The organism is Dyadobacter sp. BE31, assembly GCF_031457695.1.
Lineage (GTDB): Bacteria > Bacteroidota > Bacteroidia > Cytophagales > Spirosomataceae > Dyadobacter.
In genome coordinates, this window is sequence record NZ_JAVDXA010000003.1 from 1,136,318 (window position 1) to 1,155,997 (window position 19,680).

General features: G+C 51.0%; 12 protein-coding genes. 8 read left to right on the forward strand and 4 right to left on the reverse strand.

What is annotated here, in order from left to right; translation table 11 throughout:
* Positions 1–9 precede the first annotated feature (9 nt).
* Positions 10–849, reverse strand: a complete 840-nt coding sequence (locus tag J2Y43_RS20335; RefSeq protein ID WP_309986437.1) for an alpha/beta hydrolase — start codon at positions 847–849, stop codon at positions 10–12.
* Between the two features lie 227 nt (positions 850–1,076).
* On the opposite strand from J2Y43_RS20335, the gene J2Y43_RS20340 reads away from it, so the two are divergent.
* The 3 genes from J2Y43_RS20340 to J2Y43_RS20350 are packed head-to-tail and all read left to right on the forward strand — an operon-like array spanning position 1,077 to position 8,824.
* Positions 1,077–4,085 (forward strand): hypothetical protein, encoded by a 3,009-nt coding sequence (locus J2Y43_RS20340; RefSeq protein ID WP_310226592.1) that lies wholly within the window; start codon positions 1,077–1,079, stop codon positions 4,083–4,085.
* Between the two features lie 30 nt (positions 4,086–4,115).
* Positions 4,116–4,736, forward strand: a complete 621-nt coding sequence (locus J2Y43_RS20345; protein WP_309986443.1) for a response regulator transcription factor — start codon at positions 4,116–4,118, stop codon at positions 4,734–4,736.
* Between the two features lie 59 nt (positions 4,737–4,795).
* Entirely contained in the window at positions 4,796–8,824 is a 4,029-nt protein-coding gene (locus J2Y43_RS20350; RefSeq protein WP_309986447.1) for a choice-of-anchor Q domain-containing protein, read from the forward strand.
* A gap of 9 nt (positions 8,825–8,833) precedes the next feature.
* Here J2Y43_RS20350 and J2Y43_RS20355 read toward each other — a convergent pair whose 3' ends face one another.
* The gene (locus tag J2Y43_RS20355; protein ID WP_309986448.1) at positions 8,834–9,235 is read right to left on the reverse strand and encodes a helix-turn-helix domain-containing protein; all 402 of its coding nucleotides are present in this window, start codon (positions 9,233–9,235) and stop codon (positions 8,834–8,836) included.
* 80 nt (positions 9,236–9,315) lie between these two features.
* On the opposite strand from J2Y43_RS20355, the gene J2Y43_RS20360 reads away from it, so the two are divergent.
* Positions 9,316–10,203, forward strand: a complete 888-nt coding sequence (locus J2Y43_RS20360) for an NAD(P)H-binding protein (protein ID WP_309986451.1) — start codon at positions 9,316–9,318, stop codon at positions 10,201–10,203.
* Here J2Y43_RS20360 and J2Y43_RS20365 read toward each other — a convergent pair.
* Positions 10,200–11,276 (reverse strand): dihydrodipicolinate synthase family protein, encoded by a 1,077-nt coding sequence (locus J2Y43_RS20365; RefSeq protein WP_309986454.1) that lies wholly within the window; start codon positions 11,274–11,276, stop codon positions 10,200–10,202. The two genes, J2Y43_RS20360 and J2Y43_RS20365, sit on opposite strands and share 4 nt — an antisense overlap.
* Positions 11,277–11,566: 290 nt before the next feature.
* On the opposite strand from J2Y43_RS20365, the gene J2Y43_RS20370 reads away from it, so the two are divergent.
* From J2Y43_RS20370 to J2Y43_RS20380, 3 genes are all read left to right on the forward strand, one after another.
* Entirely contained in the window at positions 11,567–14,749 is a 3,183-nt protein-coding gene (locus J2Y43_RS20370) for a SusC/RagA family TonB-linked outer membrane protein (protein ID WP_309986458.1), read from the forward strand.
* A 27-nt stretch (positions 14,750–14,776) separates the two neighbouring features.
* Positions 14,777–16,339 carry a SusD/RagB family nutrient-binding outer membrane lipoprotein gene (locus J2Y43_RS20375; protein ID WP_309986461.1) on the forward strand — a complete coding sequence of 521 codons (1,563 nt, stop codon included), beginning with the start codon at positions 14,777–14,779 and terminating at the stop codon, positions 16,337–16,339.
* Positions 16,340–16,525: 186 nt separating this feature from the next.
* Positions 16,526–17,680 (forward strand): TlpA disulfide reductase family protein, encoded by a 1,155-nt coding sequence (locus J2Y43_RS20380; protein WP_309986463.1) that lies wholly within the window; start codon positions 16,526–16,528, stop codon positions 17,678–17,680.
* Positions 17,681–17,696: 16 nt separating this feature from the next.
* Here the strand turns inward: J2Y43_RS20380 and J2Y43_RS20385 are convergent, their stop codons facing one another.
* Positions 17,697–18,806 carry a serine hydrolase domain-containing protein gene (locus tag J2Y43_RS20385; RefSeq protein ID WP_309986466.1) on the reverse strand — a complete coding sequence of 370 codons (1,110 nt, stop codon included), beginning with the start codon at positions 18,804–18,806 and terminating at the stop codon, positions 17,697–17,699.
* 457 nt (positions 18,807–19,263) lie between these two features.
* On the opposite strand from J2Y43_RS20385, the gene J2Y43_RS20390 reads away from it, so the two are divergent.
* Positions 19,264–19,668, forward strand: coding sequence for a hypothetical protein (locus J2Y43_RS20390; RefSeq protein ID WP_309986468.1), 405 nt, complete (start codon positions 19,264–19,266; stop codon positions 19,666–19,668).
* Positions 19,669–19,680 lie beyond the last annotated feature (12 nt).

Consider the following 19,680-nt stretch of genomic DNA (forward strand, 5'->3'; position numbering starts at 1 on the left):
TCGTTTGCATTAATGCTTGTTCTTAGCTACAAACTTTTCACAAGTCGTAGCGAAGCGCTCAGGAGCACTCATCCAGGGATCATGGCATGCCTCTTCGATCGTGCATAATTCGGCGTGGGGGAAGATAGCCATGAGTTCTTCTGAATAGTCGATCCGGCAATGCGCACCGCCGCCGAAAAGCAGGATAGGGACATGCATATTACGCAGGCTATCTATTGTTGGTGCGGAGATAACACTGGCCCTGGTTTCGAAAGCAGGCGCTTCTGTAAACATTTCGATTTCTTTCCAGATCGTGATGGGGACTTCTGAAACAGACCCATCTACATTGGTTCTTTGCAGAATACCTGTTTCCCTAAGGGACTGTTTGTGGGAGCGAACGGTAGGTGGAAAAGCAATTCTGGTATATTTTGTATTTTTCCCTTCCCACTTGTACGTTCCGGTGAGTATGATCCCCTTCACGTCTTCCGGATGCATGTAGGCGTAGATTATCGCAAGCGTACTTCCCCAGGAAGATCCTGCCAGAAAGACCTTTTTCTTTGGAGAAAGTGCCCGTTTGACGCGCTGCAAGTCACGGACATGTTCTTGCCATTCATAGGATGCCGCTTGTTGACTGCGCCCGCAGCCGCGTTGGTCATAGTAAATTACCGAACAAAATTTGTTGAGCAAGTCGAACTCCGGGCGGAGGTATTCATGCTGTACCGCCGGGCCGCCGTGCAATACGATTACGGTTTCCAAATGACCGCCAAGCTTCCAGTAGGCCAATTTGGGATTTCCGGCCACAAATCCGTCCTGTCCCAATACGGATGGCGCCAAGCCGGTCATAATCAGAAGGGTAATAATGGCTCGCATACAATCTACTTTACTCGAAACACGGTCTTCTTGTTGAAATTAGGAATTTCCTTTTGAGAATTTCAATGTCCTGTTGCGATCAATTGGTGAGTGTTATGTGGCCGAAAAGATGCCGTGGATCTCGCGAAAAGCTGGATCAATCGTCACTGAATATCCTTACCAATACTTGAAAGTTGCCGGAATTTTATAGATTAACCGTGGGTTACAATTACACGCTTAATCTTGTTATGAATACTTTCTGCGTAAAGTGGCTACGTTTGGCTGTATTTTTTCTCGGATTGTCGCTGGAAAGTTTGTCTAAACCGGCCATCGCGCAGGACTACGTGATTACCAAACTTAAACTTTTTCCAGACCGGGACGAAGTGCTGATCAAAGATGTAACGACGGATAGCAAAGGGTTCGTGTGGTTTCTGACCAATGGTGAGATATACCGGTACGATGGCTATCGGTCGCTCGATGTCCTGAAAACCATTGCAGACCAGGTGCATACGAATGATATGCCTCAACACATCCTTATCGACCGCCACGACAGGCTGTGGATGACCGGCAATGCCAACCTTAGCTATCTCGATCTGAGGACCTGGAAGGTGCATTCCGTCGCTTCGGCCCAGCTTCCGCCAGTTCAGGATCGCGCGGTGTATTCGATTACGGAACTGGCAGATTCGACCATTGTGATAGCGTACGAAAACGGCCATTTGCTACTGGTGAGAGAGAATCAGTTTTTTCGGGTGAATGATCTGTTTGAGCTGGGCAAAAAGTCCAGCAACAAATTGTCACCGCGGGGTATCACTGTCTGGAAAAATAAAATATGGATTGGCACCACCGGCGGTAGCCTGCTGTCTATCGACCCTGCCCGGGGTTACAGCACGCAAATCAGGAAACTGCCGGGCGAGGATAGCTACGTAAGAACGCTGGTTGGCTACGCGGATACGTTGTTTGTGGATGTTCCCCGCACTGTGAATATCCGGTTGGATGAAGGCATCGGGCGTCAGATGCGGCCCCGGGGCTTTGAACTGTCGGCCGACAAATATTTTGTTCTGAAAGAAGGCAGAGATATGCACGTTTACGCGGAGGACGATGCTTTGTGTGTAATGGATACTGCGTTACGCTTGCGACAGAGGTTGAAAATCCCGACGCAACGCAAGTTCAGGACCGTAGCTGTGCAGATCACAAAAACTGAAATTTTGCTCGGAACGGAAGAAGGGATATTTGTCGCTTATCGCAAAACAAAAGGGCTCTCCGAGCTGAATATGGTTAATGCCGGACCTAATACAAGCGTGCGGGGCATTTACGCTTACCCGGACGGCTCGCTCTTCTATGGCACGTACAGCGGGGCCGGGTATGTGGAGACTGGCGGAAAGGCCTTTGTCTTTCCCGAGTTGAAACATGCGTACACAATGTTACCCATGAATGCTAACGAACTGCTGGTGGGGACGGAAGGAGGTTTTTTAAAAGTGTTCAACAGGCGGGAGAGAAGGATTGAACCATTGAAATACAGCCTTTCCTCCAATGCAAAGGCCAAGTATATGGCACACCTCCCGATTTACGTCATGTGCCTGGCCGAGACCGCAAGCAATTTCCTCATCGGCGGAATGAACGGGCTCTGGCTGCTGAATAAAAAGAGCCGTGAACTCGACCGCTACGAGCTGGCCAGCGGTTCCCCACACGCACTCGACTTGCAGATCAGGCATATACAGGTGCTGTCGGAAGAACGCTTGCTGCTGAGTACCAATCTGGGGCTTTTTGAATTAAACCATGGAGAACTATCGAAAAAGTACCCGAAGACTGGCAATACGGGTGTTTACAAAGTCATTGTCGATGGCGATAAGCTGTGGGTCGCTACGCAGGGGGCAGGGTTGGTGAGGATGGATAGAAATGGCCGCGAGATACAGCATCTGACCACCGAAAATGGTCTCAGTAACAATCTGATTTACAGCCTTGAACGGGTAGGTGGCGTGATGATTCTCGGCACCGCCGACGGACTGAACCTCGTGGATGCGCAGCAACGCGTCCGACGCATTGGTATGGAAGAGGGGCTGAGCCAGTCGGAATTCAATTCGGGCGCGTCCTTTGTGGACAAGGCGCGTAAGCGCGTATATGTGGGAGGGTTAACGGGGTATACCGTTTTGGACATGAACCAGGATTGGTTCAATAAGAATGATCACCTGGAAAGCTATGTGACCGAAATCCATACTTCTACGGGTAAAGCGGGGCAGAGGGCCAGGGACTATACCTGGCCCTATTGCGGGCAAAAGCAGCTGTCGCTCGATCACAACCAAAGCCTGACCGCCTTGTATGTAGGTACGCCCGGCAACTACCGCGCCAATAGTCGGGTGACATACTCCCTGAATGAAGGCGATTGGGAACCGCTTATCCGCGGGCAGTTTATTTCACTCATTGAGCCGTCGCCGGGGGAGTACAAACTTAATTTGCGGACCCGGAGCTTCGGCTTGGAGAGCAAGCAGAATATAGTGACAGTTATCAAAAAACCGCATTTTTCGCAGACATGGTGGTTCCGGGGGCTGCTTGGCTTGTGCGCCGTTGCAATCGTAGTGCTATGGTACCGCAGCCGTATCGCCAAGATTCGCCGCGAGCAGGATATTCGTAACCGCATTGCGGCCGACCTGCACGATGAGGTGGGTAGCTCGCTGACGAGGATATTTTTTCAGGCAAGCTCGTTGGCCGGCAGTCCGGTGACCGGCAGTCCGGTGGCCGGTAGTCCGGAAGGAGGAGAGCGGCAGGGCAGGCAATTGGAGCTGATCGCCAATACGAGCAAGCAGGCCCTTTTGACGATGAGCGATATGGTATGGTCTATCGATTCGCGATTTGATACCATGAAAGATCTGGTGATCCGGATGAAAGATTACCTGTACCGGCTCAGGGAAGAACTGGATTTTACCTACCGTTTCGAAGAAGGCGCGGAGGTCGCGTCAGGCAAAGTTTCCCAGGCTGTCAGGCAGAACCTTTTCCTGATTTTTAAGGAAGCCCTGATCAATGCTATCAAATATAGCGACGGAACCGAAATCCTGATTTTATTGCATACTGAGCCATTTATCAGGCTGGTTGTCTCCAATGGATATGTCCGGAAGCCGGCCACTCCGGGTGACCGACAAGGAGGGAGAGGGCTGGAAAATATGGAATTGCGTGCAGGGAAAATCGGGGGAAAGCTTTCGGTGGGTGATACGGAAGGCATTTTCTGCATTGTTTTCGAGATACCACCCAAAAGGGGGATGTAAACTGAAAAGGGCACGGCCTAAATTTGTGTAATGATACGACTGGGCATTATTGAAGACGACGATGAGATCAGGTGCATGCTGGACCGATATTTGGGAAACCAGCCGGGTATTTCCGTTTTGTTATCGGAACCGTCGATAGAGTCATTTTTTGAACATTGGGGCGAGGCGGTGTTCCTCGACATCGTTTTGTCCGATATCGGCTTGCCGGGCGAGTCGGGCATTAAGGGTATTCCGCGGATCAAACGGCGGGCGCCGAAATGCGCTGTTATGATGCTCACCGTGTATGACGATGCCAGCCGGATTTTCCAGGCATTGTGTAATGGAGCAACAGGTTATTTACTGAAACAAACTCCGCTACCACAGATTAAGGAGGCGGTAACATCTCTTTATGAGGGAGGCGCACCAATGTCGCCCGGCATAGCGCGGAAGGTGGTCGAATATTTCAATCCCAAAAATGCAAGTCAGCTGTCGGACAATCTGACGCCCCGCGAATCACAGATCGTCCTGGCGATTGAAGAAGGCCTTACCAACAAGGAAGTAGCCATTCGGATGGACATTTCCCTGGAAACGGTTAAGTACCACATTAAGAATATTTATGAAAAACTTCAGGTAAGCAGCCGACACGCACTTATTAGCAGGAAATACAGATAACCCACCCCCCCAAAAGAGGGATACCCTGGTAACCGCGAATTGATTCACTTTGCGGTGCTATGGAAAAACTTCTACAAATTATATCGATAGGCTGTGATCGTTCGTCAAACGGTCGCCGGGCCTTATGGGCTATTCTTCTGAGTTTGCAGGGAATAACTTTTCTTCTTACAACTGCGGCGGCGCAGGGGATCTCGCCCGACGGCAACAACATTCTGTATGTCGATATCAACGTGAACACCGGGGCGGGAGGCTACACCGGCGCAGGGGATTCCTGGGCCAATGCAGTTCCGGAACTGGCAGATGTGCTCAAATGGGCCCGGGAAGAATATGCTGCCGGCGACCACGGTTGGAGCAGCGCAAACCCCCTTCGTATTTTCGTTGCCAAAGGGAGATATCTGCCGGCATATCATATAGACGACCGGTATTACACCGCCGATGGCGGCCGAAATAACGGGTTCGTTATGGTACGCGACGTGCAGCTTTATGGCGGGTTTGACCCGGCTGCCGGAATTGAAGATCTCGACGATGAGCGCATACTTCCCAACATAGCGACGCCGGGCCAGGGCACCCTGCTGAGTGGCGATCTGTCCGGAAATGATAGTCCCGACAATTTCGAAAATCATGCAGAAAATGTCCATCATGTGGTACTGGCGGGTGGGATAGTCGGGATGGGAAGCATTGATGGTTTTACGATTTCCGGCGGCAATGCCGATGAAAGTATGGCGGACCCATTTGGTGTAAACGGGCAGTTCGTCATGTCGTCGGCAGGAGGCGGAATGTACTTGGCTAACTCGTCACTGTCGGTGAAAAACAGCTTATTTTACCGGAACACGGGAGTTTTGGGTGGGGGAACGCTGGTTTTTGGCTCAGCTTCGGAGCCGGTGTTCACCCATTGCACATTCCATTCCAATACGGCCGAAACCGGTGGCGGTGCGGGCAGTTATACGGCGGGTCCCAAGTTCAATGACTGTGTGTTTTCGGAAAATACCTCGTCCTCTTTCGGCGGAGGAATGGGCAACGTTCAGTCCAATTCCTCCTTCGTGGACTGCGGGTTCACCGGTAATATCTCTGATGCAGGAGGAGGAATGGCAAACCAGGGAAGTAATCCGACCATCACCAACACCAACTTCATCGAAAACAAGGCCCGAAATGGCGGGGGCATGTTCAATGGCGGAGGGTTAATCACGGTGAACGGATGCGGGTTTTTACGAAATTCGGCCGAGGCAGACGGCGGCGGGCTAATCAATGGGCAAACCCAGGTGTTTTTCTCAAAATGCATTTTCGAGGGGAACAGCGCCGACCAGCGGGGAGGGGCCATGCGAAACGACCGGGCTACGGTGGCGATAAGGAACAGCCGGATCATCGCTAACAATTCCCCCCAGGGCGGTGGAATCATCAATGAAGGGTGCCCTTCTATTTTATTGGTCAACAGCATCGTGTCGGAAAACACGGCACAAATGGCGGGAGGCATGATGAGCGGGGTGGGCGAATCCGTTGTTGTAGCCAACTGCACATTCTGGGGGAACGCCTCTGAACAGTTCGGAGGCGGAGCATTGTTGAATTTTCAAGCGCCGCTGACCCTGGCTAACACGGTTATCTGGGGCAATGAGGCAATCGGCATCAGCAACAGTCCCGAAGCGTCCATTTTGAGCTCTGGGGATCAATTGCCGGTCGTTACGAACAGTCTGGTGGCCAACTGGGGTGGAAGCGACAACTGGGACGACCTCCGGGGGGTAGATGGCGGTGGCAACATTGACATCGATCCCGCGTTTACATCAGTTACCCCCACAGACGCGAACTTTCTGGATCTGACCGATTCAAGCCCGGCCCGCGACGCCGGGAGCAATGCGGCCTATATCACAGCCGGAGGGAATTTAGCGAACGACAAAGACCTGTCTGGCAATCCGCGATCCTTTGGCCCCTCCATCGATATGGGTGCTTATGAAAATCAGCACGCGCAAGCCGTTATGCGGGTTTTGTATGTCGATGCAGCAGCGGGAGACGACAGTGCTGAGGGTATTTCGTGGCCGACGGCATTCAAAACCTTGTCCCAAGCATTATCAGTCGCCAATGCGGATACCGCCGTGGACACCATTCTGGTGGCAAAAGGCATGTATTATCCCACCGGAACTGCTTCGGGTACCAGCCGGACAGAGGCGTTTCATATCGCGCGGGGCGGCATCAAAATCTTTGGCGGATACGATGCCGCTACCGGTCAGCGAAACCTGGCGGCCAATCGCACGGTATTGAGCGGGGCAATAGGCGACGCCGGTACGCCGAACGACAATAGCTACCATATACTGGTGATCGCGGGAATTCCGGCTGATGCGGATAGTATCGAGGTCGATGGTTTTGTGGTCTCGGATAGCTATACCGACGGTGGCGGCGGCACCAGTTACAATGGGGTAAACGTGGCGCAGAACTACGGTGGCGGTATTTATAGTAAACAAAATGGTTTAGGATTGAAACTCCGGTTTGCCAATCTGATCATTCGGAATAACTACGCAAACTACGCCGCCGGGATATTCAATGATGACCAGTCGTCGCCGCTGGTAGTCAACTGCCAGATAACCGGCAATGCGGCAGCTTACAATGGCGGCGGCATGCTCAACAGAAACGGATCTTCGCCTCAAATCATCAACTGTACCATCGCGGGAAATGAGGCCGATGACGGAGCTGGGATATTTAACAATACCAATGCTTCACCAGGTATTCATAATACTATTGTTTATGGCAACCGCTCGGGCATCAGCAGCTATGCAGGTAGCAGTCCGACGCTCACTTACAGCCTGGTTCAAGGCCAGCCGGTGGGATCGGGCAACCTGGCAGGGACGCTTAATCCCGGTTTTATGGCCCCGGCAGGATTCGATCTTGCGCCCACCAGCCAAGGCGACTATCGTTTACAAGCATGCAGCCCGGCATTGAACAAGGGCAACAATTCCCTATTCCCTGCCATTGCGGCGCATGACGCGAACGGCGACATACGGACAGCGCATCAACTGGTCGACCTGGGGGCATTCGAATACCAGGGCACGCTTCCGACGGCAGCCGACGCATTGGCGAAAAATGGCGATCAGAGCGCCCGGACAGTTACCACGGTCACTGACTTCTGGGCTAACGACGAAGCCTGCCGGTTGGTTGCCCGCTTGGAACCGTTTGGCAACACCCCGTTGTCAGGCAACGTAACGGCCCGGGTAGAGATCGACGCCCAGCTCGCATTTCACAAAGGTTCACCCTACGTCCAGCGACATTATCTCTTCAATGGGCCAGCCGGTGGATCAGCCAGAATGACGCTCTATTTTACACAAGCAGAGTTCGACCGGTTCAATATGGAGCTACCTTCCGGCCCGCTTCCCGGTCATGCGACGGACGAAGCCAACAAAAGTAATTTGCGCGTGTTCCAATATGAGGGCACGGCAGGGAGCAAGCCAGGCGATTTTCAGGGCGCTCCATCCGTAATCGACCCGGACGACGCCAATATCCGCTGGCATGAAGCGACGCAGCGGTGGGAGGTCACTTTCACGGTGAACGGTTTCAGCGGTTTCTTCATCGGGTCGGTAGCCAGCCCACTGCCTGTGAAGCTGGTGTCATTTGCCGGGGCGATAGATTCAGAAAATATCGTCACGCTGGACTGGCGGGTTACAGAGCAGGAGAATATTATGGCCTATGACGTTCAATACAGCATGAACGGACGGGACTTTCAGCACGCCGGAACGGTGTCAGCTAACCAGGAGCCCGAAACCAGCTACACATTCAGTCATCGCCCGCCATTAAGCGGTGCATCGCTTTTCTACCGTTTGCTGATTTCGGAAGGGGATGGCAGTCAGAGTTTTAGCAAAATTGTCAGTTTGAAAATTCAGGGCTTGAAACCTGCGTACGCCTATCCCAACCCGGCCGGCGAGGGTTTCCGGATCAGAAGGCAGGGAGTCGTGGGGACCACGGCGAGCCTGGTTAACATGGTGGGAGTACATTTGAAAACATGGAAATTCAGGTCGGACGAGGAGTACGTCGACATCAGTTCTCTCCCAGCCGGCGTTTACTTTGTCCGGTTCAACGACGGAACTTCGATGAAGGTTGTTAAAAATTAATGTTTGAAGCTATTCCTCTCCCGGGAAATCGGCGAGTTGCTTTTCGAATTGGGCGGATTGTTCGCCCCCGTGACCGACGGCCCATTCAGCCATGGCCAGTAGTACCGGGCGTAGTGCTTTGCCCTGAGAAGAAAGCTCATAGGTAACATATGGCGGAACGACCGGTTTGGATATCCTGGTAACAAGGTGGTCGGCTTCCAGTTGCTTCAACTGCTGAATCAGTACTTTTTCTGTAATACCTGGTACCGACTTTCGCAGCTCGTGATAACGCTTCGTTCCGGTCAGGAGGTTGAATAGGATAATGGGTTTCCAATACCCGCCGATCCGTTCCACAACGAACGTCACGGGGCACGCTGCAAAGGCATTGCTTTTGTTTTCCTGGATCACCGAGGTCTCTTTGATGTTTGCCATAGTTGAACATACCATTGGGTAAGTACTTGTACAAAAGTAAGTTCAAATCTAGTTTTGGCAAACTTTAAAACAGACAAAAAATGATCGTAACAGTAACAGGCTCCCTGGGAAACGTAGGACGTACCCTGACCGAGAAATTGATAGCAAAAGGACACACCGTAAAGGTTGTTACATCCAATCCGGGGCGGTCGGAAGAAATTCGCGCCTTGGGTGCGGTACCGTTGGTAGGATCGGTACACGACTACGAATTTGTAAAGCAATCCTTTGAAGGCAGCGATGCCGTGTATCTGATGATACCTCCGGATTATAATGCACCGGATATCAAGCAATACATAATGACCATCGGCCGGCAATACGCCAATGCGCTCAGGGAAACGGGTGCAAAGCTCGCGGTTAATCTGAGCAGTGTCGGCGCGCACCTGGAAGACGGCCTTGGGCCGACCGGCGCGAATTTTTATGTTGAACAGCGGCTCAACGGGTTGGAACAAGTGCATGTCCTGCACCTGCGCCCGGGCATGTTTATGACCAATTTTTACGGAGCTATGCCCATGATCCAATACCAGGGCATTGTCGGTAACAATTTTAACGGAGCAGCAGATCTCCCGCTCACGCATCCGAGGGATATTGCCGAAGCTGCATTCAGGGCGATCGATGACTTTTCGGTTTCTGGAAAACAGGTTCAATACGTGGTCAGTGACGTAAAGAACGGCGACCAGGTGGCCAGGACGCTTGGCGCCGCGGTCGGGAAAGCGGATGCGCATTGGGTGGAGTTTTCCGATGAGCAGCTTTTGCAGGCCCTCATGCGCGACGGATTTTCCCGGGCCATGGCGCAGGTTTACATCATCGAAATCGGGATGGCCATTCGCGATGGAAGCTTTGCGGAGGATTACCAAAAACAGCGGCCCGTCGGCGGGATTACACTGGATGAGTTTGCACGGGAGTTTTCCGCCGCCAGCCTGCCAGCCTAGGTTTTTGCCGGCTCTATCCCCAGTCGATCGCACCAGCCGATAAATGTCTTGTACGCTGTGTCCAGAACCTGTTGTTGCTCAGGCGTTATTACTTTGCTCTTGGCCCTGCATGTAAGCTCAATGGGCAGGCCCCGTTTTTTCAGGAAGTACTTTGAACTTAGCGGATAGGATTTTGAGATCAGCGGCTCCATTCGGGTAATCTCCGCCTGTATCCAGTTTGCATCTTCCGATTTGGCAGGGTTATCGGCATTCTGGCAAAGCCATGTATGTATTTCGGGATAGAAATTCCCGGAAATGGGCGACATACCTTTCGCTCCCTTTTGCAGCGATCGCAGGGCAGTAGCGGAATGGGCGTTGTAGAGCTCCATTTGGGTGCCTTTCGCCACAGCCAGTTTTTCTTCGATTTTCCCGATATCTTCGGTCGTATCCTTGTGGTAAATCAGGTTCCTGTTAGAAACCAGGAACCTGAATACCTCGGGCGAAAGGATCCGTTTATAGGGCGACGGGCATTCGTATGTGCCTAACTTCATATTTCCGGTAAGCGCGAAAAACTGCTCGAAATTCTCCATCAGCACCGCATCACTATCGTTTTGCCGGGCAAAGTGGCTGGATATCAGGATGACGCCGTCTGCGCCGGTATCTTCAATCTTTTTAGCAAACAAGGCTTTATCCGCAAGGGAATCGCCAAAAGAGCCGGTTGATACGACCGGCACTTTGCCTTTTACACGCATCACCACATGCCTGGTGAGGTCGATGCGTTCCTGGTCGTTCAGAAAATACATTTCGCTGCTCAGGCAATTGGCGAAGAAACCTTTTGCACCTGCGGCGAGGTAAAAGTCGACGACCCTGGAAACATTGTCATAATCGATTTTTAGATCGGTACCGAACGGGGTGATCATCACCGGGACGAATTTCTTCTCGTCCGTCGCGGAAACCTTGGGCGACATTGCCCCCGTAGCCTGGTCATATGCCCATGCGGAATGCATCATGCCGCTGCCAGCCACGATTCCTAACGTTGCCGGTGCCAATTTTTCCAGGAAATCCCTTCTACTCACTTTATGCTCGGTTTTCATTGGTTGTTAAGGGTTAAGATGAATCTGCGATGTAAAGAGTACTTGAAAATGTCACAATGGGTAGTCTTTTCATCCAATTATTTTTTAAAACCGCTCCTTTCAGAGGGTGACTTTTTCGTGTGGATGTACTTCGGTACGCCTTGTTGAAATTATTTTGGAATTTATTTCTAAAAAATTGGACTGGTCGGAGGCCTGATTGTAATGTGAAACCGTACATGTAGTTGTATCCACCTATGACTTAGTTGCTAAGCGTCTTGTGGATCCCTTCAAAACTCAACCCAATTAAGTCCATGGAACAAAAAGTTTTACCAGAACATGGCACACGCTTTACAAGTGGTTGTAAGCGGTGCTGCCTGTTAGCCGCCCTTGTAGGCCTGTCGATATCCGCCCGTGCGGCCGGGCCTTTTGCATCCGCGGGAGGCAATGTAGTTAGCAACAGGAGTATCGGCAGGCCGGTACTGCAAACCGTGAAGGGGAGAGTCACCGACGAGAAGGGGGACGGGCTGCCGGGGGTAAATGTTTTGGTGAAGGGAACCCAGCAGGGTACGAGCAGTGATTCGAATGGAAGCTTCACGATTGAAGTGCCGGGGCCGGATGCCGTGTTGGTATTTTCATTTGTGGGGTATCAGCCCAGGGAAATCACGGTCGGTAACAGCTCCGTGCTGGAAGTGAAACTGGCTGTCGACACAAAATCACTCGACGAGGTGGTAGTGACGGCGCTGGGTATCAAGAAAGAGGTTAAGTCTGTTGGATATTCCGTCACCAAGGTGGAGGGAAGTGCATTTACAAAAACGCGGGAAACCAACATTGGCAACTCGCTGGCCGGCAAGGTCGCAGGGGTAAACGTTTCGGCGGCAGCGACAGGACCGGCGGGTTCAAGCCGGATCACGATTCGGGGCAATACCTCGCTTACAGGCGATAATGCGCCCCTTTTTATCATCAACGGTATTCCGATGAACAATACAAAGTTCGGGAAGACCCAGGGCGACAATCCCGATTGGGGCGATAACATATCCAGCATCAACCCGGACGACGTGGAAGACATGACGGTTCTTAAAGGAGCAGCAGCCGCGGCATTGTACGGGTCGCGGGCCAAAAACGGTGCCATCATTATCACCACCAAATCAGGGAAGGGGAATAAGGGCATCGGGATCGAATTCAACTCCAACAATACGGTGGAAGTGCCGTATTTTATATGGGACCTGCAAAAGGAATACGGCCAGGGCTACAATGGTGTGAAACCTTCGGGTGTTGGCGTTGCTGCCGCACACGGGCAAAATCACTGGGGCGCGCCATATGACGGGTCGATGGTGGTGCAGCTGGATGGCGTGGAAAGGCCCTATTCGTACGTCAAGGACCAGGTTTTGAAGGATTTTTATGGCAACGGGTACACTTCTTCCAACAACATAGCCTTCACGGGAGGAGGGGATAAGGGGAATTTCAGGCTCGCCGTGACCGATATGCGCAACAAAGGCATTATTCCGAACGCCAAAATGCGCCGGGATAATGTCAGCCTCAGCATCAATCAGAATGCTACCAAAAACATCGCTATCAGCGCCAATGTCGACTACATCAACGAAAAGGTGGATAACCGCTACGTGCTGGAAACGAACAATGCGAACAGTGCAGGAACTATCTTGTTTGTAAACAGTAATATGCCCACCAGCGCGCTCGCTCCCGGGTACGACCCCGTTACATTCAAAGAGAAAGTGCTGGGCACCGACCTGGGCGCCACCAACCCCTACTATGCCCTCAATCAGATCAAAAACAACACTCAGAAGGACCGTTTCATTGCGGCGATCAATGCACGTTGGAATATTACTGATTGGCTGTTTGTGCAGGGGAAGGTCGGACAGGATATGTTTTCCTATCAAATCAACAAAATTGTCCCCGAGGGCACCGGGTATCGTCCCAATGGACAGATCGACCAGATCACGACCAACTTTTACGAGCGAAATTTTGAAGGAATGATCGGGTTCAACAAGGCGCTGAACAAGAATTTCAATTTGGTGGTCAATGCGGGCGGTAACCTGATGGCACAGCACAGCAATGGTACCAATATCAGCGGCTCGGGCATTATCACGCCGCGCCTGGAAGTGATCAACAATACCTCGGTCCGGAACACAACAACGAGTATTTTGGATAACAAGATCAACTCCCTGTTCGGTACGGCGGAGCTGGCCTACAAAAACTACCTGTTTCTGAACGTAACCGGCAGGAACGACTGGTTCTCCACACTGAGCCCCGAGTCGAACAACTACTTTTATCCGTCCGCCAGCCTTAGTTACGTATTCTCGGATGCGTTCGAAATGCCCAGGGCCATTAGTTTTGGCAAATTCAGGGTGTCGTATGCATCGGTAGGTGGCGCCACAGACCCTTACCAGCTCAACCTGACCTACGGGGTGCTTCCTTACAGCTACGACGGCAAACCATTGGGGACGATCAATCAGGCTGTGGTTCCCAATAAAAACCTCCGCCCGTTGAGTGTGAACGAATTGGAGGCGGGTTTGGACTTGCGTTTGTTCAATGGTAAGGTGGGAATCGACGTGGCAGCCTACAACAGGTCTACCAAAAATGATATTACGACTGAAACCGTATCCTCGGTTACCGGTTATAACGGGGCTGTGGTGACGGTCGGCGAGCTTCGTAACCGGGGTGTGGAAATGCTGTTTACTGTGCGGCCTGTTACAACAAAGAATTTCAGCTGGGATGTGTCGCTCAATGTGGCTTATAATAAGAGCAAGATCCTGAAAATCTCCAATTCGACCAACGAGTTCCTGCTGGGGACGGCCACGAAGGTTTTTCTGAAACAAGTAGTAGGAGAGGAGTACTCGCAGATCGTCGGACGTACCATTAAACGGGACGCAAATGGCCGGGATGTGATGGACGCTAAAGGCTTGCCGATCGTACCTACGGACGTGAAGGCATTCGGGTCGGGTATTCAGCGGTATACATCCGGCATTACCAACACATTGAGCTACAAATCATTTACGTTGTCGGCCCAGGTAGATGGCAAATTCGGAGGATTGATCTATTCAAATACCAACTACAACCTGGAACACCGCGGTATGTCACCGCGCTCATTGCTCGGCAGGGCGAATGGTGTGGTGCTGCCCGGCGTGACCGAGACCGGCGAGGAAAATAAAGTGCTGGTGACCGCTGCCCAGGTCAACAACCGCGATATTATCGTACGGCGCCGCGACGCGCTGGACGACTACCTGTACAATGCCAGTTTTATCAAACTCCGCTACGTATCGCTGACCTACAACCTGCCGCGTGCATTGTATGAAAAAATCGGTTTCGTGAAGGGCGCGAGTGTTTCGCTCGTGGGCAGAAACCTTCAGACCCTGCTGAAACATACGCCGGGGATCGACCCGGAAACGAATTTGTCGGCCGGTAACGATCAGGGGATTGAATCGACACAACTTCCTCCAACGAGAAGCTACGGCTTTAACGTGAATTTGAAATTCTAAATCGGGAACGGATCAAACCTGTTTAAAATGAAAAAAACATTAAGCGTACTATTGGCTGTCGGCGCGATACTGGTGTCGGGCTGCGACGGCGACTTTGAACAACTCAATAAGGACCCCAATGCAGCTACGGCCGAGGGATTCAGCCCGGCATATCTTTTCACTTCCGCACAGCTATTTTCATCAAGAGGCGACGACGGGGCGTCCCTGCATTATACCGAGCCGTTCGTCCAGCATTTCGCGACGCTGAGCGACGCAGGAACATTCGATTTCTTTGGTGATAAATATGTGTATAACAAAGGCGGAAGCGAGAGCCTGTGGAAGAACACATTCAATGCGGTGAACGGTGGAAGCAAGCTGCTGGAAGACGCCATTCAACTCTCGAAGGACAAGCCGGAGCTGAGCAACCTGCATAATATGGCGAGGATCTGGAAAACGGTGATATACCATCGCCTGACGGACCTGTACGGGGATGTGCCTTATTCGGAGGCCAACCAGGGCTTTTCTGCCCAGAACTACAAGCCGAAGTACGATACGCAGAAGGATATCTACTACCATATGCTCAGCGAGCTGGAAGATGCGACGGCCAAGCTGGATGCATCGAAAGGGGGCGTCACAGCCGACATTGTTTATGGGGGAGATGTGGCTAAATGGAAAAAGTTCGGTTATTCTCTGATGCTCCGCCTCGCGATGCGGTTGCAGAAAGTAGAACCGGCAACTGCCGAAGCCTGGGTAAAAAGGGCCGTTGCGGGCGGCGTGTTTACATCCGTCGACGACAATATGTACGTCAGGTTTCCGGACAAGACCGGCGCTAATCAATCCCTTGTGAACGGGGAAAGCTGGACGTTGTCGGTGTCGGGCGTATCGCCGGGAAAGATCAGCGCCACGATCTTCAACTTCATGAAAAGCCGTAACGACCCCCGCCTGAAATACATGGTTGCCGTTTACTCCGATCCTTCCAAGGCATCTACCAAAAATACGGACCCCGCTGTGCAGAAAGGGATGCCTAACGGTTTCAACCTGGTAACGATCAAAAGTGATGCAAGCTGGGATAATACGAAAGATCAGCACCAGTATTCGGGCATTAACCGTGACGTTTACGCTAAACTCGACGGCCCTCGGATGTGCATTACCTACGGTGAAGTTCAGCTAATGCTGGCAGAGGCGGTGATTCGCGGATGGATAAGCGGCGACGCCGAGGCGCTTTACAAAAACGGTGTTGCCGGTGCGATGAAAAACCTGGCAAAATACGACGCGTCAGCGGTCATCACGGATGCGGAAATCAATGCTTACCTGACCGCCAACCCTTTTGTGGGTGTAGCCGATAAGGAAAAAGCCTATGAACAAATCAACACCCAGTACTGGGCAGCCTGCTTCATGAATGGCCTTGAAGCCTACGCGAATGTTCGTCGCTCGGGCTACCCCAAGCTCACGCCCATCAATTATCCGAGCAACGAAACCGACGGCACCTATCCGCGCAGGCTGCGCTATCCGGAGGACGAGCCGGTATTGAATGCGGCCAATTACAATGCGGCGGTGGCGCGCCAGGGGACAGACAATTTCAAAACAAGGGTTTGGTGGGACAAACAGTAGTGTTAAAGCAGGATAATGGATAATAAACAATTGCGCCGGAGGTGATCCGGCGCAATTGTATGAAATGGTAATACTGGTTAATTTGTAACTGTTGGATAATTACTAAACAGTCTGTACCTTAAAGATCTTGTCATATGTTGCTTATCTGATTGACATTCCTCAAAACCTGATTAACCTTTTATAGCCATGAGAAATCTTAATTATTGCTGCCGGTCGTTTATTGCAATTGTATTAGTCATTGTTTTATCGCAACAGTTAGTGTGCGGCCAAGTTAGTTCATTTGTTGTACGGGGTAAAATTGATCCATTAAAAAAACAGGAGACGGTTCACATTTGGTATCCGGATCCGACCAACCTGGTTGGCGTGAAGGATTCAACGGTGCTTCACGATGGGAATTTTGTATTCAAAGGCAGTATTAAGGCCCCCGGCAAAGCCATTATGTATACCAAACCCGATTACAGCAATATCGAATTCTATGTGGAGCCAGACACAATTTTGGTGAACAGTACCGGCACATTGAGTGAGGCAGTGGTTACGGGAGGTCAGGCAAATAAGGATTTTGCCATACTTGCCGAAATGCTGCGGCCTGTCACTCAGAAGCTTTCGGAAACATATCAGGCGTACGGCGCAGCTAAAAAGGCATTACCTGCTGATGCAGACAAAGAAGCATTCGAGCAAACTTGGGAGAAGAAAAAGGAAGCGGCGCGTGCCGAAAGGACCAATGTTTACAAGCAATTTATTCAGAAAATGCCTGCGAGTATTGTCAGCATTGGAGCAATCAAATCCGTGGGTGGTTTTACACCGGATGCGAAAGAATTAACCGGCTTGTTTGAGAGCCTGGATGAATCTGTTAAAAATAGTCCTTCCGGTATCTATTATAAAGATGCGCTCGCCAAGCTTTCGAGAACGAGCATTGGTGCAATAGCTCCGCATTTCGTTCAGGCCGACACTGCCGGAAAACAGGTTGCTTTAAAAGATTTTCGGGGGAAATATGTATTTGTCGATTTTTGGGCCAGCTGGTGTGGTCCATGCCGCGCTGAACATCCCGACCTGGTGAAAGTATATGGTAAATACAAGGATCACAATTTCACCATTCTCGGAATTTCTCTTGATCAATCCAAGAATAGAGAGGCATGGCTGAAAGCGATAAGGGCGGATAAATTGGCGTGGCCGCAACTTTCAGATTTAAAGGGTTGGTCCAACGAGGTATCAACATTATACGGCGTGGAAGCCATTCCAAAAAACTTTTTAATCGGCCCGGACGGCACCATACTAGCCGTAGATTTAAAACCGAATGCATTGGGCGAGAAATTGGCTGTATTTTTTTCAAACGCCCGGTGAAAATTCTGCTGTCTGTTTAGGAATCCCAAAGTAAACCAATTAGTTTTCTCCATTCCAAGTAACCTGAAAGCTCCCCATTCATTAAAATAATCAACCCTTTTTTTGAAAACGGGTCGTAAAGCATGTAAGTGGACACACCGGGGCCATGCCCATTGTGGCTGTACAATGGCGTCTCAGTGTTGAGCAAATACATAAACCAGGTGTGAAAGCCGAGACTCATGTCCTTGGGTGTCAGGCGCTGGACTGAGGCGGCCCCTATAATACGCTTACCATCATACGCTCCGTCATTTGACCAGCAAGCTAGAAACCTTGCAAGATCATTTACCGTGCAGCTGAGCTGGCCTGCGGGATAGTCCGGATATTTGCCCTGGGGCAACTTTTCATACCGGTCGAGTGAGTCGGAATACTGATAGGGCACTGCCAAGCGGTCTGATTGTAATGGTTCTAAAAACCAACTGGTACTGCGCATTGCGAGCGGGCTGAAAACGTGCATTTTGCAGTACTGGTCGAATGGCATTTTTGCAATCCGCTGGACAAGGTATCCTAGCAACGCAAAGCCCATATTGGAATATGCGAATTCGCTACCGGGTTCGGCATGGACGAAATTTTTATCTGCCCGATAGCGCTTGCCTGTCGTAGATAGATAGTCTCGAAGAAATGTCTCCAGCGGGATATCGGGGCCCTTGTATTCGTTTTCCCAAAATGGGAGCAGATAGTCCATATTATCTGCTATCGAGGAGCGATGCCGTAGCAGTTGCCTGAATGTGATCGGAGTACTTTGGAACGATGGATTGGCAACACGAAATGGGAGGAAACGGTTAATATCATCATCCAGCTTGAAGTATCCCTTCGCTTCGAGCTGCATAATCGCGGCGGCCGTTACGGTCTTCGAAATAGAGGCTATATGAAATACCGTCGAATCTGTTACCGGAATTTGTCGCGCGATATCCTGGTAGCCGTAATAGCGCGTCCATGAAATATTGCCATTTTCAACCTTTGCGGCAGCAAGGCCAGGGATATGCAGCTCTTTTAATTTCCCGGTAACCAGCGAATCAGTCCTTAATGTCTGAGCATTAGCCAGGCGAATCAATAGGGAAAACGCAACGAACAGTAAAGGACATTTCATAAGCCGCGGAAAGCATGATCTTTGAATGGAAGCCTAATTTAGCACCTATTTAATGACAAGATTGCAAGTATTAGAGGGAACGATGCATACCGGCGATACTTTTCCCGAAAATCCCTGTCATATTCTTCATCGGTAATTACACCCTCGATGACGACTTTTGTTTCGCCTTTTGTGCCAGCCCAAAAAGTTACTTTTCGGAAAGCCGCTCGGCGGGTAAGGTGTCACGGGAGATGGCCGTTGGGTTCATGGTATCCAGTTAATCCAGGTTCAATGATAGCAGACTTGTAATCAGACGCAGAGCATTTATCGAACAGGTACACTTGAAGTCTTAACGCCCATTTGTTTTTAGGGAAAGTTCGTCGGAAATTGATGAAACATCTTTTGCTGGCCCTGCTGGCGGCTAAGGATCATGGTAATCATAAAGGACCTTCAACAAAAGACAAATTCCGGAAGCATTATGGATGGGAGACTTAAAGATAATGCGGTCGGGCATACTGTGTTTTGCATGGTTGCGCTGGCTGCGAGTGTACTGACAATGTATACGGGATTGTCGCCCAATAGGCCCGGGATGGCAATTTTTACCTTTATCACTGTGATAGTGAATGTTTATACCGGAAGGTGGGTATATATTCAGTCGTTAAAAGGCAACCGGCTGGATTTGTTTAGAATGTCTTTTCTTTCATTTTTCTTTTCATCATTGGCCGGCGTTGTTGTATTCGTCCGATACGTTGAACCTGAGCAGGGCTTCCTGCATTATCTGGAAACATGGATCAACGTGTCCGTATTCGCCGTGCTGTGCCTGCTGTTCGGCTTTTTTGCATCCAGACCACGCAGCAAGAGGCGCCGCAAGGCCATAAGCTAACGAGTCGCTCAT

What these genes read in the sequence shown, in the direction of transcription:
- J2Y43_RS20390 (WP_309986468.1), top strand. Translation starts at nt 19,264, where the DNA reads ATGGATGGGAGACTTAAAGATAATGCGGTCGGGCATACTGTGTTTTGC.
- J2Y43_RS20350 (WP_309986447.1), top strand. Translation starts at nt 4,796, where the DNA reads ATGGAAAAACTTCTACAAATTATATCGATAGGCTGTGATCGTTCGTCA.
- J2Y43_RS20355 (WP_309986448.1), bottom strand. Translation starts at nt 9,235, where the DNA reads ATGGCAAACATCAAAGAGACCTCGGTGATCCAGGAAAACAAAAGCAAT.
- J2Y43_RS20375 (WP_309986461.1), top strand. Translation starts at nt 14,777, where the DNA reads ATGAAAAAAACATTAAGCGTACTATTGGCTGTCGGCGCGATACTGGTG.
- J2Y43_RS20340 (WP_310226592.1), top strand. Translation starts at nt 1,077, where the DNA reads ATGAATACTTTCTGCGTAAAGTGGCTACGTTTGGCTGTATTTTTTCTC.
- J2Y43_RS20335 (WP_309986437.1), bottom strand. Translation starts at nt 849, where the DNA reads ATGCGAGCCATTATTACCCTTCTGATTATGACCGGCTTGGCGCCATCC.
- J2Y43_RS20345 (WP_309986443.1), top strand. Translation starts at nt 4,116, where the DNA reads ATGATACGACTGGGCATTATTGAAGACGACGATGAGATCAGGTGCATG.
- J2Y43_RS20365 (WP_309986454.1), bottom strand. Translation starts at nt 11,276, where the DNA reads ATGAAAACCGAGCATAAAGTGAGTAGAAGGGATTTCCTGGAAAAATTG.
- J2Y43_RS20380 (WP_309986463.1), top strand. Translation starts at nt 16,526, where the DNA reads ATGAGAAATCTTAATTATTGCTGCCGGTCGTTTATTGCAATTGTATTA.
- J2Y43_RS20385 (WP_309986466.1), bottom strand. Translation starts at nt 18,806, where the DNA reads ATGAAATGTCCTTTACTGTTCGTTGCGTTTTCCCTATTGATTCGCCTG.
- J2Y43_RS20370 (WP_309986458.1), top strand. Translation starts at nt 11,567, where the DNA reads ATGGAACAAAAAGTTTTACCAGAACATGGCACACGCTTTACAAGTGGT.
- J2Y43_RS20360 (WP_309986451.1), top strand. Translation starts at nt 9,316, where the DNA reads ATGATCGTAACAGTAACAGGCTCCCTGGGAAACGTAGGACGTACCCTG.